Source organism: Vasconcelosia minhoensis LEGE 07310, assembly GCF_015207255.1.
GTDB lineage: Bacteria > Cyanobacteriota > Cyanobacteriia > Phormidesmidales > Phormidesmidaceae > Vasconcelosia > Vasconcelosia minhoensis.
In genome coordinates this window covers 66,829-81,515 of sequence record NZ_JADEXG010000018.1, presented here as the reverse complement: position 1 = coordinate 81,515, position 14,687 = coordinate 66,829, and the positions used below count along the sequence as shown (strand labels likewise).

At 58.0% G+C, this 14,687-nt stretch carries 12 protein-coding genes and 1 pseudogene; 6 read left to right on the top strand and 7 right to left on the bottom strand.

The window, feature by feature from the left end:
- Positions 1-64: 64 nt before the first annotated feature.
- Together gcvP and gcvH are read right to left on the bottom strand one after the other, a co-directional pair.
- The gene (gene gcvP, locus IQ241_RS09790) at positions 65-2,992 is read right to left on the bottom strand and encodes an aminomethyl-transferring glycine dehydrogenase (protein ID WP_193906512.1); all 2,928 of its coding nucleotides are present in this window, start codon (positions 2,990-2,992) and stop codon (positions 65-67) included.
- A 115-nt stretch (positions 2,993-3,107) separates the two neighbouring features.
- A complete protein-coding gene (gene gcvH, locus IQ241_RS09785; protein ID WP_193906510.1) occupies positions 3,108-3,500 on the bottom strand; it encodes a glycine cleavage system protein GcvH in 393 nt (130 codons plus the stop codon).
- 147 nt (positions 3,501-3,647) lie between these two features.
- On the opposite strand from gcvH, the gene IQ241_RS09780 reads away from it, so the two are divergent.
- Positions 3,648-3,989 (top strand): hypothetical protein, encoded by a 342-nt coding sequence (locus IQ241_RS09780; RefSeq protein ID WP_193906508.1) that lies wholly within the window; start codon positions 3,648-3,650, stop codon positions 3,987-3,989.
- Between the two features lie 18 nt (positions 3,990-4,007).
- On the opposite strand, the gene IQ241_RS09775 is transcribed toward IQ241_RS09780, so the two are convergent.
- Entirely contained in the window at positions 4,008-5,111 is a 1,104-nt protein-coding gene (locus tag IQ241_RS09775; RefSeq protein ID WP_193906506.1) for an aromatic ring-hydroxylating oxygenase subunit alpha, read from the bottom strand.
- 136 nt (positions 5,112-5,247) lie between these two features.
- On the opposite strand from IQ241_RS09775, the gene IQ241_RS09770 reads away from it, so the two are divergent.
- The 4 genes from IQ241_RS09770 (at position 5,248) to IQ241_RS09755 (ending at position 8,862) form a co-directional block, all read left to right on the top strand.
- Positions 5,248-6,321, top strand: a complete 1,074-nt coding sequence (locus tag IQ241_RS09770) for an ABC transporter substrate-binding protein (protein WP_193906504.1) — start codon at positions 5,248-5,250, stop codon at positions 6,319-6,321.
- 97 nt (positions 6,322-6,418) lie between these two features.
- Positions 6,419-6,916, top strand: coding sequence for a hypothetical protein (locus tag IQ241_RS09765; RefSeq protein WP_193906502.1), 498 nt, complete (start codon positions 6,419-6,421; stop codon positions 6,914-6,916).
- Positions 6,917-7,128: 212 nt separating this feature from the next.
- Positions 7,129-7,320, top strand: a complete 192-nt coding sequence (locus tag IQ241_RS09760) for a hypothetical protein (RefSeq protein ID WP_193906500.1) — start codon at positions 7,129-7,131, stop codon at positions 7,318-7,320.
- A gap of 279 nt (positions 7,321-7,599) precedes the next feature.
- Positions 7,600-8,862, top strand: a complete 1,263-nt coding sequence (locus tag IQ241_RS09755) for an ISKra4 family transposase (protein ID WP_193906498.1) — start codon at positions 7,600-7,602, stop codon at positions 8,860-8,862.
- A gap of 42 nt (positions 8,863-8,904) precedes the next feature.
- On the opposite strand, the pseudogene IQ241_RS26475 reads toward IQ241_RS09755, so the two are convergent.
- Positions 8,905-9,451: pseudogene (locus IQ241_RS26475) on the bottom strand (phosphonate degradation HD-domain oxygenase); the annotation flags it as partial.
- A gap of 143 nt (positions 9,452-9,594) precedes the next feature.
- Positions 9,595-10,257 carry a DUF1361 domain-containing protein gene (locus IQ241_RS09745; protein ID WP_193906496.1) on the bottom strand — a complete coding sequence of 221 codons (663 nt, stop codon included), beginning with the start codon at positions 10,255-10,257 and terminating at the stop codon, positions 9,595-9,597.
- Positions 10,258-10,509: 252 nt separating this feature from the next.
- Between IQ241_RS09745 and purB the strand changes: the two genes are divergently transcribed.
- On the top strand, positions 10,510-11,805 hold the full coding sequence (gene purB, locus IQ241_RS09740; protein WP_193906494.1) for an adenylosuccinate lyase: 1,296 nt from the start codon (positions 10,510-10,512) through the stop codon (positions 11,803-11,805).
- 73 nt (positions 11,806-11,878) lie between these two features.
- Here purB and IQ241_RS09735 read toward each other — a convergent pair whose 3' ends face one another.
- Together IQ241_RS09735 and IQ241_RS09730 are read right to left on the bottom strand one after the other, a co-directional pair.
- On the bottom strand, positions 11,879-12,112 hold the full coding sequence (locus IQ241_RS09735) for a UPF0175 family protein (protein WP_193906492.1): 234 nt from the start codon (positions 12,110-12,112) through the stop codon (positions 11,879-11,881).
- On the bottom strand, positions 12,060-14,687 hold the full coding sequence (locus tag IQ241_RS09730; RefSeq protein WP_193906490.1) for a CHAT domain-containing protein: 2,628 nt from the start codon (positions 14,685-14,687) through the stop codon (positions 12,060-12,062). The genes IQ241_RS09735 and IQ241_RS09730 overlap by 53 nt, the downstream gene beginning before the upstream one ends.

The window sequence follows — 14,687 nt, the reverse complement described above, 5'->3', positions numbered from 1 at the left end:
GGTAGGGGGTGGATGGGTATTGGGGTAGGGGCAGGTTTCAAACCTGCCCATGCGGCGAATCAAACTATTCATAAGCCGACATGGGCAAACATGCGCAGACCAGGTTGCGATCGCCATAGGCCTGGTCAATCCGGTTGACGGCAGGCCAGAATTTGCGATCGCGGGTCCAGTCAGTGGGGAAGACGGCCTGCTGGCGGCTGTAGTCTCGTATCCAGTCATCCGTTAAATCAGCCGTAGTATGGGGGGCATGGCGGAGGGGGCTGTCGGCTGCGGTGACTTTGCCTGCTTCGATTTGGCGAATTTCTTCGCGAATGGCAATCATCGCGTCGCAGAAGCGGTCTAGCTCGGCTTTGGCTTCGCTTTCGGTCGGTTCGACCATAATCGTTCCGGCGACGGGCCAGGACATGGTGGGCGGGTGAAAGCCGTAGTCGATCAGGCGTTTGGCAACGTCATCGACGCTGACTTCGGCGGTTTTTCGGAACTCGCGCAGGTCGATGATGCACTCGTGGGCGACTAGGCCGCTGGTGCCTTTATAAAGAATCGAGTAGTGGTCCGCTAGCCGCTTGGCGACGTAGTTGGCATTGAGAATGGCGACTTCAGTGGCTCGCCGCAGGCCCGCAGGCCCCATCATTTGAATGTACATCCAAGAAATCGGCAGAATGCTGGCGCTGCCCCAGGGGGCTGCCGCGATCGCGCCAATCGCCTGCTCGCCGCCGACCCCGGGACTCAGACCGTGGCCTGGCAAGAACGGCACCAGGTGGCTCTGCACGCCAATCGGACCCACACCAGGGCCGCCGCCGCCGTGGGGGATGCAGAAGGTTTTATGCAGATTGAGATGGCAGACATCGGCACCGAAATCGGCGGGGCGGCACAGGCCCACCTGGGCATTCATGTTGGCTCCGTCCATGTAGACCTGGCCACCGTGGCGGTGGACGGTTTCGCAGACGGTTTGAATGGTGGCTTCAAAGACGCCGTGGGTGGAGGGATAGGTGACCATCAGCGCGGCCAGCTGCGGCGCGTGCTTTTCGGCTTTGGTCTGAAGGTCGGCCAGGTCGATATTGCCGTCATCGTCACAGGCTACCGCAACAACTTTCATGCCCGACATCACCGCGCTGGCCGGATTGGTGCCGTGGGCCGACTGAGGAATTAGGCAGACGTTGCGATCGCCCTCTCCCCGCGATTGGTGATACCGGCGAATCACGAGCAGCCCGGCATATTCGCCCTGGGACCCGGCGTTGGGCTGGAGGGAAATTCCGGCAAAGCCGGTAATCTCAGCCAGCCAGTCGGTCAGCTGCTGAAATAAAACCTGATAGCCCTGGGCCTGCTCAACCGGCGCAAAGGGATGGAGCTGGCTAAACTCGGGCCAGCTCACCGGCAGCATTTCCGCCGTTGCATTCAGCTTCATCGTGCAGGAGCCCAGCGGGATCATAGCGCTGGCTAGGGAAAGATCCTTCATTTGCAGGCTGTACAGATAGCGCAGCAGCTCGGTCTCCGAGTGGTAGCGGTTGAAGACGGGATGGCTGAGGTAGTCCGAGGTGCGCTGGAGCGCTGTAGGTAAGGGTGAAGCCGGGCTGAGCTGGCGCAGGGCAGGGGCGGATTTATCGCCCGCAAAAATGTCGAGCAGCGTTTGCACGTCGGCGGGCGATGTCGTCTCGTCCAGGGCGATGCCTAGCGTCCGGGCGTCTAGCGTCCGCAGGTTAATCCGCTGCTGGGCGGCTCGCTGGCGAATTGCCTCGGCCTGGTCGCCAACCTCGACTCGCAGCATGTCAAAGAAGGGAGCCTGACCCAGACCGTAGCCTAGCTTTTCTAACCCCGCTGCCAGGGCCGCCGTGAGCTGGTGAATGCGGGTGGCGAGCCGCTTCAGCCCCTGGGGACCGTGGTAGACCGCATAGGTGCTGGCCATGATTGCCAGCAGTACCTGGGCCGTGCAGATATTACTGGTCGCGGCGTCCCGGCGGATGTGCTGCTCGCGAGTTTGCAGAGCCAGGCGCAGGGCAGTGCGATCGCGACTATCTTTAGAAACCCCGACTAGCCGACCGGGCAGCTTGCGGGCATAGGCTTGGCGAGTGGCAAAGTAGGCCGCATGGGGGCCGCCATAGCCCAGGGGCACGCCGAACCGCTGGGTATTGCCAACGGCGATATCGGCATCCATTTCGCCCGGCGGCTTCAGCAGGGTGAGGCTGAGCAGGTCGGCGGCGACCGTGACCAGGGCACCGGCGGCGTGAGCCTGAGCGATAAAGTCCGTATAGTCCTCGACTGCGCCATCGCTGGCCGGATACTGAAGCAGTACACCGAAGGGAGGCTGCTTAAAATTAAGCTGGCTGTGGTCACCGACGATGACTTCTATCCTTAACGGCTGGGCGCGGGTCTGGACGACTTCAATCGTCTGCGGATGGCAGGCGGCTGAGACCCAGAAGCGTTTGGCGGCTTTGGCCGCTTTGTTTTTGCAAACGTCGTAGCTCATCGACATTGCCTCGGCGGCGGCGGTGGCTTCGTCCAGCAGCGAGGCGTTGGCGATTTCTAACCCGGTCAGGTCGGTTACCATGGTTTGAAAGTTGAGCAGCGCCTCCAGGCGACCCTGGGCAATTTCCGGCTGGTAGGGGGTGTATTGGGTATACCAGCCGGGATTTTCCAGAATATTGCGCTGGATTACTGGCGGGGTGATGCAGGCGTGGTAGCCCAGGCCGATGTAGCTGCGGTAGACATGGTTTTGGGATGCGATTTCCCTCAGTTTGGCCAGGGCCTGATGTTCGTTCAGGCCGGTGGGGAGGGAGAGCGATCGCGCCAGTCGAATCTCGGCGGGTACCGCCGCCTGAATTAGTTGCTCGAGCCGCTCGTAGCCCAAAGTTTCCAGCATCTGCTGAATGTCTGCCGCCGTTGGCCCAATGTGCCGTCGAGCAAAGTCATCAACAGGGGCCAGTTCCTCCAGCCAGTCAGAAGCAGCACGGCCATTTTGAGCAGCCGGGCCGTCCGGGGACGGCGCTACGGTCATAGGGGTCGAAGTCACAGCGGATAGGGACGAGTCAGCCAAGGGTTAACCGATAAAACCACAAACATCCCCTTCATTGTGTAACAAAGAATAATGTTTGGTAGCAGCCCGGTCTCGATCAGCCCTCGACCTGATCCTGATATTCCATCGAGTCCATCGCTTCTTCCAGGTCCGACAGGTCCTCTACCCGAATCTTAATCAGCCAGCCGTCGCCGTAGGGGTCGTCGGCAATCTGCTCGGGGGCTTCGATCAGCTGCTCGTTACGCTCGGTCACTTCGCCCGAGACCGGCGCTTTCAGCTCTTCAACCGCCTTCACCGATTCAATCGTGCCAAAGTTTTCGCCCTTTTCTACGGCCTCCCCCGGTTCGGGCAGCTCCAGAAAAACGACGTCGCCCATCTGGTCTACGGCAAAGGCCGAAATTCCCACGGTGACCAGCTTTTCTTCGGCGTCTACCCGCGCATATTCGTGGGTGTCCAGATATTTCAAATCGTCGGGATAGTTGAAGGCCATCTCAGTTCCTCACCCCTGCTGACACAGTAGGCTGCTCCATTTGCAGCGGCCTAATGCTAGCAATAACCCGCCTAATCTAGCGGTTCCCTTTCCCTATGGCAACCGTCTACGCTGAAATCAGCGCTCCCGTTGCCGACGATGAGACAAATGGACAAAAAGGAGCTCTCTCAGACCTCCACCAAAGATGAACCCAGGGCGGATGAACTTAGGGCGACCTATCTGGATTTAATTAACCACCAGCTGCCGACGAAGGTGCAGCAGGTGCCCATGCCGGTGCGCTGGAATCACTGCTTTGCCAGAATCGTGCTGGATAATCTCTGCGGCAGCTGCTGGTACGAGCACTTTTCTTGCCGCCAGCCCGCCTACAGGCAGCTGAGCCGGGAGCAGCTGGCAGGCGCGATCGCGATCGCCGAATCCATCTTACGCCAGCCGGATCTCTGCTATGAACTCAACCGCAAAAGCTTGCGCTGGCGCGGTAAGTCGGCATGATCCGCTAATCCGGCCCAATTAATCTGGCCGAGTCAAGTATCGCATCACCAGTTCCTGAAACAGGTGCGTCCCCACCTCGCGGGTGGGGGACAGGCGACCGGGGCGATAGCCGCTGGACTCAATTCGCCGTTGGATGGCAGGCAGCAGGTTCAGGTCTTCTTGCTGGATGTTGTCAAAAAACTCAATCAGCGGCTGTACGTTGTCAGCGGCTCTGGCGGTGGGACTATCGGGCACGAGCCAGTCCCAGCGAATGCGGGTGCGCGATCGCCCCTGGGGATCAATCAGGTAAATAATCGCAATCCAGGGCCGTACAATCCAGGCAAAGTTGGGAAACAGGCTGACCGTCGATTTGCCAGTGCGCTCGGGTTCGCCCAGGCCGGGGGAAATTAGTTCCGGCGGTTTTGCGGCATAGTCCGGATCGTCCGGTGGGAAGGCAGCGTATTGCAGGTAGTAGTGGTGGCGGGCCTCGGCCTGAGTGGCCTGATAGTAGCGGGCAATGCTGGCATGGACGGAGAATTCGTGATAGCTCTCCACGTTGTTCTCGACGTAGAGCTTCCAGTTGGTTTCTGTCCAGTAGTCTACGCTGTGGATTCTAGCCCATTCGTCAAAGCGGTAGCGCTGGAATTTCTCGGGCAGTTCACCCAGCTGGTCTGCTAGCGGCCCGGCCTGCAAATCTAGATTGACAAAGATAAACGGTCCCCAGGTCTCCACCTGAATCGGTCGCAGCGGGTACTCAGCGGGATTGGCTTCTGTCTGCTCTCCTTCTGATTCGTGCAGTTGGCCCTCGAGGTCAAAGCTCAGGGTATGGTAGCGGCAGGAAAGGCGATCGCACTGACCGCTGCCCAGGACGACCGGTACCGCCCGGTGAGGGCAGATGTTGAAAAATCCGCGCAGCGCCCCGGCCTGGTTTTGCACAATCACCAGCGGCTGTTCGGCCAGATCCAGGGTGAAATAGGACCCCGGCCCCTGGAGCTGGCTGACGTGGCCAACATAGCACCAGGCCCGACCAAAGATTTGTCTCAGCTCTCGCTGATAGATCGTTTCAGAGATATACATCTCAGCCGGAAACGTCCGGCCTTCCTGGGTTAGAGACTGGGGCTGCCAGGCGGTCAAAAAGCTCATTTGTGGCTCATCGGTTGTCTTTTTCTAATCACAGTGCGATTTTCAGCCGGGAACTGTATTCTGCCCAACAGTTTCTCTCTCTAGACAGGGTTTAATGACTCCAGGACCCTGCCCCGTTAGTTTAGGAGTTTCTGTCATGAGCCAGCCACCGCTAATTTGGACCCGCCGCCGCGCCTTGGGAATGATTGGTGGCCTGGCAGGTGGCCTAGCGCTCCACGCCTGCACTGCGTCTCCCGACGCTGGTTCGGAAGCGGAAGCCGACGCTAGCTCAGACGCAGGAGCTTCGGGTGAGTCGGTCTCGGCGTCAACCGGCAGCACCCTCTGGATTGGCTATACGCCGCTCTACATTGCGGAAGCCAAAGGGTTTTTTGAAGAAAACGGCTTGGACTATACCTACCGAGTCTTTAGCGGCAGCGCCGAAGCCGACGCGGCCTATGCCTCTGGGCGGATTGAGGGACAGGCCAACGTCACCTCAGAGGCGGTGGCGCTCGCTTCCCAAGGGCTAGACTACCGGGTGATTCAGGTGGCAGATACCTCGCTGGGTGGCGACGGCATTTTGGCAGCGGACAGCATTAAAGACATTGCTGACTTCAAGGGCAAACAGGTGGCCGTAGAGGTCGGCGGCGTCAGTCACTTTTTCCTCTTGCAGGTGCTGGAAGAGGCCGGGCTGACGGCGGATGACGTGAGTCTGCAAAACGTGACGCCCGACGCGGCGGCGGCGGCCTACCAGTCCAAAAATGTAGACATTGCGGTCACCTATTCGCCTTTCCTGAAGCAGGCCAGCGACGCCCGTGCCGATGGTCGAATCATTTACGATACGTCCCAAATGCCGACTGCCATTGTCGATGTTTACCTGTTCGACCCACAGTTTGCCCAGGATAACCCCGGCGCGATGGAAGCCTATATCAAAGGCATTTTTATGGGCATCGAGTTCCTCGAAACGAACCCCGACGAGGCGTTGAAGATTGCCGGGGAGCGGCTGGAGCTCTCTCCAGAGGACGTGGCTACCGAGCTGGAGGGCGTTGACCTGACCAGTCTAGAAAAGAATGTGGAAATGCTGAGCAATCCCGACAGCGATATCTACCTGGTCAAGCATATGAATAGCCTCGGCGAGTTCCTCGCGAATCAGGGCCAGATCAAGGAAGCCCCCACCGGCCTGGAGCAGCTGCTGATGCCGGAATATGTCCAAAATGTGCAGGAAAGCGCCTAAACGACGGCATTTGAGCGCAGCAGACTGATTCATTTAAGCTCGGCTTCTGATACACTCCTATCGCCGTGATCTCGTACGCGGAGAGCATCAGGAATCTGTGGAGTATGAAGTCACTATTCGCTATTCGAGCGCGATCGCGCGAGCGGCGGCGCGGCAGTTCTTTTTTCGCTTTGTCCATTTCCGGGCCATCATCGGCGGCAGCCTGCTGCTGCTGGCCTGCGCCGGACTGCTTGCCCTCAAATCGTTCTGGCGACAGGCCACCGTCTTCGGCGGCATTGGCATCGTCCTCATCGTCCTTTGCTATCTGGTGGGCTGGCTGTATATCAGCCTCTCAGTAGAGCGATTTCGTAAGCTAGACGTTTCCGTTTTTACCTGGCGATTTACCCATCACTCCATCGGCACCCTGTCAGAGCTGGGGACGCAGGAGCTCTCCTGGAAAAGGGTCACCGAAGTCTGGCGCTTCCCCCAGGTCTGGCTGATTTTCTTTCATCGCCAGGGGTTGGGCTACTCGATGCTGCCGACGGCTGCCCTGAGCCGTCCGGTGAAGCAGCTGATCGTCACGCAGGTGCGCGCCCACGGTGGCAAGGTGTCCTAGGGCACTTTGATCAGGGAATGTTGCAGCGGTCCTCAGAAAATTAAGCATTACTAAGGTTTGGGGCTATACCTGCCTGATCCCGGAACGGTTGACTACCATGAAGTTAAGGCTCCCTGACAAGCCGTTTGCCAGCGACCGGATCGCCAGGAGAACACCGCCAGGAGAACACCGCCAGGAGAACACCGCCAGGAGAACACCGCCAGGAGAACACCATGGACAGAAGTATTCTCATTCTCGCAATTCTCAGCGTTGTTTTAGTCAGCTTCCACTCCCCTACGGCCGTGCTAACCCTGGGCGCTATCCTGGTGCTCTCTGCGGTAGCGACCCGCGCCTCATGGGCCGTCCTGCAGGCGTTCTCTGACGAAAAGTCAATCCAGCGCGCGGCGCAGCGGATTTGGGACTGATGAGCATTGGCCCTCATCCCCCAGCCCCTTCTCCCATAATTTGGGAGAAGGGGAACAAGAGCCTAGAGTAAGAAGCTTTCATAAGTCATAAAGCTCATTTGACCAAGGACAGCTGACAATCTCAAAGTCCTTCTCCCAAGCTTGGGAGAAGGATTTAGGATGAGGGCTAAACGCAGAACAGCTCAGCCCCGAGGACCTACCGGGGTGAACGAAAAAAAGCGCGGGATTAGAAAAAAGGCGTAGTGTCAGACAAGAAACAACGTCGAGGGACTACACCGAATGCAACTAGAGTCTATCGTGAGCGAGCAGCTGAAAGCACTACCAGTGTTTTCGGGAACATCGCAGAGCGCCGAAGCCTACGTAGAGGAATTCACCCAAGTCTGGCGAGAGCTAGGTAGAGAGCTGCTCCAGCGGCAACTCCAGGAGCAGATTGAGCACACGGAGCGGGGGCACCTGGGGGCGAGAGCCAAAAGGGCTCGCCGCTATCAAACGCCATTAGGAACAGTCGAGTTGAGTCGGCGGGTCTATAACGCTGGCAGCATCTGTCATGCCGATGAGCAGCTCGGGCTCCCTGCTGATGGATGGTTTCGGAGTGTGCAAGAGCTATCGAGTGCGTTGGGGGTAGGCAGTGAATTCGGCAACGCCAATCGCTTGCTACAGCGCTGGAGTGGGGTGAGCGTGAGCGAAAAGACGCTGGCCAATCATGTGGAAGCCTATGGCAGTACGCTGGTCGAGGCGGAAGCCCAAATTGCCGTTGAGGGAGCTTGTCCGATCCGCTCTAGCCTTAGCACTGCCGCCACAGCGCTGCCCAAACGACCGATTTTCTATATCGGTGCTGATGGCATCCATACGCCGATGCGGCAGGGGGGCACTTGCGAAGCGAAAGTTGGTGTCCTGTTCTGGGACGCTGACCACCTCAGAGTTGCCAAGACCCGAGCCATCGTCAAGGCGCGTGAGTATGTGGCCACCCTCGACGGGGTCGCAGGCTTCCGTGAACAGCTCAATCGCTGCTATGTCGCTACTGTAGATAACACACCCCATCAGGTTGTATTTCTCGGCGATGGCGCACCTTGGTTGTGGCTGATGGCCAGCTTGCTCTTTCCCGATGCGATTCAAATTCTCGACTTCTTCGATGTCTGCGAGTATCTCTGGGAAGTCGCACGCGCTGCTTTCGTTGGACAAGTCGAATCACAGCAGGCTTGGGTCACAACCCAGCAGAGCGCACTCAAACAATCTCAGTGGCCCGCTGTCGTCCAAGCCGCCCAACGGCTGCCGCCGACCTCTGAAGACTTAACCCAAACGGTTGAGCGCCTGGTGAGCTATTTGACCCACAACCAGAGCCGCATCGACTATCAACGCTATTTGAACCAAAACCTGATGATTGGTTCGGGCATTGTGGAAAGTTCTAATCGCCGTATCGTTACTATGCGCCTCAAGCAGTCTGGCATGTTCTGGTCTAAACGCGGGGCTGAAGCCGTGATGACACTGAGGGCTTGTTATTTGAGTGGCTCTCAGCGTTGGCATGATTTCTGGTACAAATAGCCTACTCAACAGTGACCGCGCTTTTTTTCGTTCACCCGGACCTACCGCGGCTGCTTGCAGAATTGGCAAAAAATGCAGCAGGTCGGGTGTTTCTAAATCCGGTATTTTGGCGAGGTCGTCCCAGCGGCGGAGCTGCGTTGCCTCTGGAGCATAGGGCTGCTGGATAAACGCGATCGCGTCCCCCGCCGAGAAAATACCCCCTTGGAGCTCCAGGCTGCGCTTAGAGGCTGCCGACAGCTCAGCCCAGTAGGCCTTTATCCACCGCGCAGAGATAGCGCTTAGCGTTGACGTGCAGCTGAATTGGAGCCGTCACAGCGGCGGGGAAAAGCGTTTCTAGCACGGCCATCGCGCGGTACTCATGGCGATCGTCAATGCCGCGAGCAGCGGCGTCCTCGCCCAGGTGATGGACCAGGTGCCCCAGGTCGTGCAGCAGACAGGCGGTAACGAGGGCCGCAGAGCTACCCGCTTGCTCAGCCAGAAAGGCACATTGGAGCGCATGTTCGCTCTGGCTGACGGCTTCACCGCCGTATTGGGCCTGGCCGCGCTGATAGTAGAGGTCAATAAGATCGGCTGGGGTGGTGGAAGGCATCGTCGGTCGGGCAGCTAGCAGGGCAATCCTCCGTTAGGAGCTATGGCTACTATAGGCTAGATGCCTGGCAATTCTCTGTGTTGCTCATTACCTGCTATACCTCAGGTCGCGCTGAGAATAAAGCCGTGCTATAGCCGCCTATTTTAATGCGAAATCATCGATTGCTCAGGCTGCCGCCGCTGGTTGCGCCAGTAAAAGGCCAGCGCCAGGGTGACTTGCTTCAGCAGCCAGTAAAGTAGGGCAATCACGAAAAACGTCGTCAGCATAATCACCAGCGGGCGCTTCTGGACCACCTCGTTGGGGATGCTGTAGAACAGCGTGTTGGAATTCGTGACGATGTCCCAGCTGTTGAATCGGAGAAAGCGGCCCAGGTAGATGCCGATGGCACAGAGGGCATGCATCAGCAGCTCTGCGGCGAAAACCCAGCGTCTGAGTCCCTGCTGCTTCAGATAGTGCCCCAGGTTAATCACGGAAGCGACGTAGGCTTCAAACCCAATCAGCATAAACAGCAGATACTGGGGAACCAGAATTAGGGAAATGGTCCAGATCGAATGGCCCCGGCGAATGTCATTCACCAGATGAATGATGTCGGTAAGGACGTAGGGCGCATTCGGCAGAAATGCGACAAACACCCCCAGTCCTACCCACCAGCTCAGCCGCCGCACGCCCGAACCGCGCCCCCGAAAAATCCACAGGCTGACAATGAAGGGGATTATGGCTAAAAACGTATTCCATACCATAAAAGATAGGTTGCCCTTAGCGGCATGAAGGGAAGCATCGAACCAGGCTAAAATTTCTGCGGTCATAGGTCAGGTAGCGTGAGCGTCTTAACTTATTCTTAACGTAGTTTTTGTCAGCTGAGCTGGGTGAAATCGACGATTTTTGGTCGGTGGCGTTGGGCCTTGCTACAGCGCGATCGCGCTTTATTCCGAAAGAGTCCCGAGTTTATTAGGGCTCACCCTCGAAATTGCCCATCATCGGTGCGGTTAAAAATCTGACCGCTATGCGCACCGCCCGTCCCTCGATAGAATAGAGCGGTTGTATTCTGCGTCACAGCCTTGATAGAACGCTACACGCTGCCCGAGATGGGCGAACTCTGGACCGATCACTACAAGTTCAAAACCTGGCTTCAGGTTGAAATCGCCGTCTGCGAGGCCCAGGCCGAGCTCGGCCAGATTCCCCAGGACGCGGTTGATACCATCAAGGCAAAGGCCAATTTTGAGGTCGAGCGCATTCTCGAAATCGAGGCCGAAGTACGCCACGACGTGATTGCTTTCCTGACGAACGTCAACGAGTATGTGGGCGATGCCGGGCGCTACATTCACCTGGGCATGACCAGTTCCGACGTGCTGGACACGGCGCTGTCGCTCCAGATCTTGGCCAGCCATCAGCTCATCCTTACCCAGGTCGAAAGCCTGATTCAGGCCATTCGCTATAAGGCGCAGGAGCACCGTGATACGGTGATGATCGGGCGCTCCCACGGCATCCACGCGGAGCCGCTGACCTTGGGCTTTAAGCTAGCGGGTTGGCAGGCCGAAATGCAGCGTCACCGCGAACGCCTCTGCCGCCTCCAGGACGACATTGCCGTCGGCAAAATGTCCGGCGCGGTGGGCACCTATGCCAACATTGACCCGGCGGTAGAAGCGATCGCCTGCCAAAAGCTTGGCCTCAAGCCTGATACCGCTTCGACTCAGGTGATCTCCCGCGATGTCCATGCCGATTTCCTCACCACCCTGGCCGGGGTCGCTGCGTCGATCGAACGTTTCGCGGTTGAAATCCGCAATCTTCAGCGTACCGATGTTCTAGAGGTTGAAGAATTCTTCGCCAAGGGTCAAAAGGGCTCGTCGGCGATGCCCCACAAGCGCAATCCGATTCGCTCCGAGCGCCTGACCGGCCTAGCCCGTATCCTCCGCAGTAATGCCCTAGTCGCCTTGGAAAACGTCGCTCTCTGGCACGAGCGCGATATTTCCCACAGCTCCGCCGAGCGGGTGATCTTTCCCGACAGCTGCATTCTGATGCACTTTATGCTGGTGGAGATGACTCAGCTGGTGAGAAAGCTGCTGGTCTATCCCGAAAATATGCGGCGCAATATGAACCGCTACGGCGGCGTCGTCTTCAGCCAGCGGGTGCTGCTAGCCCTAGTGGAGCAGGGCATCGCCCGCGAAGCGGCCTACCGGATTGTCCAGTCCTGCGCTCACCAGGCCTGGAATCAGCCCGATGGCGACTTTCAGCAGCTGATTACGAAGAATCCTGAGGTGCAGGAAGTGCTGTCTGCCGAAGAGATCGAAGCCTGCTTCCAGCCGGATTATCAGCTGCGAAATTTAGACGCGGTGTATCAGCGGTTGGATATTTAGGAAATGAATTTATTGGACCACAGCCGCGATCAGGGCAATCAGTGGGCTGGTGTTGATAACAATACGCTTAGCGTCAGGTATTCGCTGACTCAGAGAGCAAGTCAGCCTCATCTAGGTCAATCATCGGGACATCATAGCGATGTAAGCTCAGCAAAAAGCTAACTCGATCGATGCCGAACAGTTGGGCTGCGATTCCAGACAAAATTCGTTTCATTTCAAACAGTTTGACCGCCATTGCCCACTTTGCTTCTTCCTCAAAGCCAGTTGCCGACCAGGACATAGGGTGCCCAGTAGCGCGGATGCTCATATCCAGGGTTTCGCAGTAGGGAAAGCTGAGCCTGTCGCAGGGCAGTGGCTTTAGTCGTTGAAGACTGAGATAGGGACCGATAGAACTGATCCATCAGCACGGCGCTGGTTTCATCGTCTAGGTTCCAGAGCGACGCTAGGATGCTGCGGGCTCCGGCCCGAGCTGCTACCCCCGCCAGACCCAAAGCCGCGCGACTGTCTCCGGCAGCGGTTTCACAGGCGCTCAGAACCAATAGCTCGATGGCGTCCTGCCGGTTTTGCTCGCTATTGCGCAGCAGGCGGCTGAGGGTACTAATTGAAATTGGCGTATCCCAGGCGAGCACAAAGGTTTCCTCTAGGTTAGAGCTGAACTGACCATGGGTGGCTAGATGAACCACTGGAAAGGGCGTTTGATTAATGGCGGTTTCCAGCGTTTCTTGGGTAAAGGCATCGTTGAGTAAAACCCGGCTATCCACGGCTGCTTGAATCTGCTCGACCTCCGCCCGGACATAGTCTAGAGAACTAAAGCCGTGGCGGGCTTCGCTCAAACCAGCCGCGATCGCGGCCAGCCGCTGCCCTGTCAAAGGCTTCGGATCGACCAGCTTCAGCCCCGGCGCCAGGGCCAGGTTATATTTCTCAACGAGATACTGCTGACCGTCGTAGAGAACTGCCATGGGAATATTGCGCAGCACCCCATCCAGTACAAAAACCAGGGTCTCAACCTGAGCATCGGCGAATTCCACCTCGACCGGTCTGAGCAGCCAGTCGTACATCTCCGCTGCCAGAGTTTGTACGTCCCTTAAGCCATAGGGCAGCAGGACCTGACGGCGCAGCGCTTCGGCTTTGGCCTCCAGTTCGGCCTGGGCAATCGGGGTGGAGTAAGACCGGAGGGGCTGGTTGGGAAGCTTGAGGATGACATCTATACGGTCGGGCAAAATAATCGGATACATCACCGCCGTCGGGGCGTTAGCGTTATCGACCACCTGGTCGATTTGCTGCTGGACGGCTAGGCAGGGTTCCCTAAAGAAATTTTCCAGCTCGGCCAGCTGGAGCGATTCGATCACGTCACGCGCCTTGACCAGCTTGTCCTGACTGTCTGCATCTGACAACCTGGCCGACTTCTGAGCCGAGGTTAAAAGCAGGTTCACCAGCTCTCGGTAGACGGGCTCGACCTGTTCGCGGAAGTCAAACTGCAGGTCGGGGTTGATGGTCACCAGATCCAGGCGCAGGCGCTGTAGGGTATTGACGGCGCTGGTGTAGACCGCGATCGCGCTTTCCTCATCCCCCTGCTGCCGAGCCAGCTGCCCCAGCTGCCACTGCCACTGATAGGCGATATCATCGGCCTCTATTTGCTCCGCTAGGGTAAGCGCCTGCTGTAAAACCGTTTGGGCATCTTCAATCTGCTGCCGTTGAATATACAGCTCACCTAAATAACCCAGCGCAAAGGATTCTGCTCTGGGATCGCTGAGCGCTTTGGCCTGCTGGATTGCGATCGCGAGCCCCTGGGCAATCTGCGGACTGGCCGCCGCCGCTCGCGTCTCGATCAGCTGGTGGGCCAGGTTGAGCTGGGCATAGACCGAGAAGCGACTGACCGGCAGGGCCGCTAGCTGGGGCTGAATTTCGGCCAGCAGGGCGCTGGCTGCGGTTCTATCAGCTTCCTGAAGCAGGCTGAACTGGGCAATTTGGGCCTGGAGCTGGAGGGTCTGAGTAGGAGCGGCGGCAACCGTTTGCCGGTAGTATGCCAGCGCGTCATCGGGGTTGCCCAGCGCCTGAGCCGTTTGCCCCAAACTGTATAGCGTGGCTGCGATTTCCTGGGTATTGTCTGGGGCGATCGCGAGTCCTTCTTGCAACGTGACTTCAGACTGTCGGAAATCTCCCGTAATCCGCAGTAGGTTGCCCAAATTTCGCAATCCCTGACTTTTGAGCCCTTCGTCTGACTGAGCCATCAGGCGCGGTTGCAGCTCGTTCAGCGCGGTCAGCGCTCGCCGGTAGAATCCCAATGCCTGGAGCGCCTGGGCCTGATTAATCTGAGCCTGAAGCTGACCCTGACTGTCGCCGGTCTGTTGATAATAGGACGCGGCTTGCTCAAAAGCGTTGAGCGCCTCGCGGGGCTGTGATCGCGTTAAAAAGACGCTGCCCAGCGTGCTATAGACCTGACCGAGAACGGAGAGACGTTCGGCAGGCAGATCGGTTCGCCCTTCGAGCAGTTCTAAGCTGCCTGCTAGGTAAGCATTGGCCTGGGACCAGTCTGCTAGCTGGTGAAACGCGATCGCGATCTGACTAAAGGCTTTGGCCTGCTGTAGCGCATTACCCTGGGCCGCAAATGCCTCTGCCGCCTGCTGCCAGAATTGAATAGCCGCCGTAAATTGCCCAATCGCGTACTGATCTTGCCCCTGCTGCAACAGCTGCTCTGGACTGGTTTGCGAGATCGTGGGCGAATTTTCGGCTGCGGCTGTGGGGTAGGGCTGGCGGAAGAGTCCGATGCTGAGCGCGATCGCGACCGATAGTAGGACATAGCTCAATCGCCGCAGGAATGAACGACGTTTGGAGGATGGATATTTGCGATCGCCAATCATCTTTTGCAGCTCCTCACGCAT

What these genes read in the sequence shown, in the direction of transcription:
- gcvH (WP_193906510.1), bottom strand. Translation starts at nt 3,500, where the DNA reads ATGGCCTTCAACTATCCCGACGATTTGAAATATCTGGACACCCACGAA.
- IQ241_RS09735 (WP_193906492.1), bottom strand. Translation starts at nt 12,112, where the DNA reads ATGAGCATCCGCGCTACTGGGCACCCTATGTCCTGGTCGGCAACTGGC.
- IQ241_RS09755 (WP_193906498.1), top strand. Translation starts at nt 7,600, where the DNA reads ATGCAACTAGAGTCTATCGTGAGCGAGCAGCTGAAAGCACTACCAGTG.
- IQ241_RS09760 (WP_193906500.1), top strand. Translation starts at nt 7,129, where the DNA reads ATGGACAGAAGTATTCTCATTCTCGCAATTCTCAGCGTTGTTTTAGTC.
- IQ241_RS09770 (WP_193906504.1), top strand. Translation starts at nt 5,248, where the DNA reads ATGAGCCAGCCACCGCTAATTTGGACCCGCCGCCGCGCCTTGGGAATG.
- IQ241_RS09745 (WP_193906496.1), bottom strand. Translation starts at nt 10,257, where the DNA reads ATGACCGCAGAAATTTTAGCCTGGTTCGATGCTTCCCTTCATGCCGCT.
- IQ241_RS09730 (WP_193906490.1), bottom strand. Translation starts at nt 14,687, where the DNA reads ATGCGTGAGGAGCTGCAAAAGATGATTGGCGATCGCAAATATCCATCC.
- gcvP (WP_193906512.1), bottom strand. Translation starts at nt 2,992, where the DNA reads ATGACCGTAGCGCCGTCCCCGGACGGCCCGGCTGCTCAAAATGGCCGT.
- IQ241_RS09775 (WP_193906506.1), bottom strand. Translation starts at nt 5,111, where the DNA reads ATGAGCTTTTTGACCGCCTGGCAGCCCCAGTCTCTAACCCAGGAAGGC.
- IQ241_RS09780 (WP_193906508.1), top strand. Translation starts at nt 3,648, where the DNA reads ATGGACAAAAAGGAGCTCTCTCAGACCTCCACCAAAGATGAACCCAGG.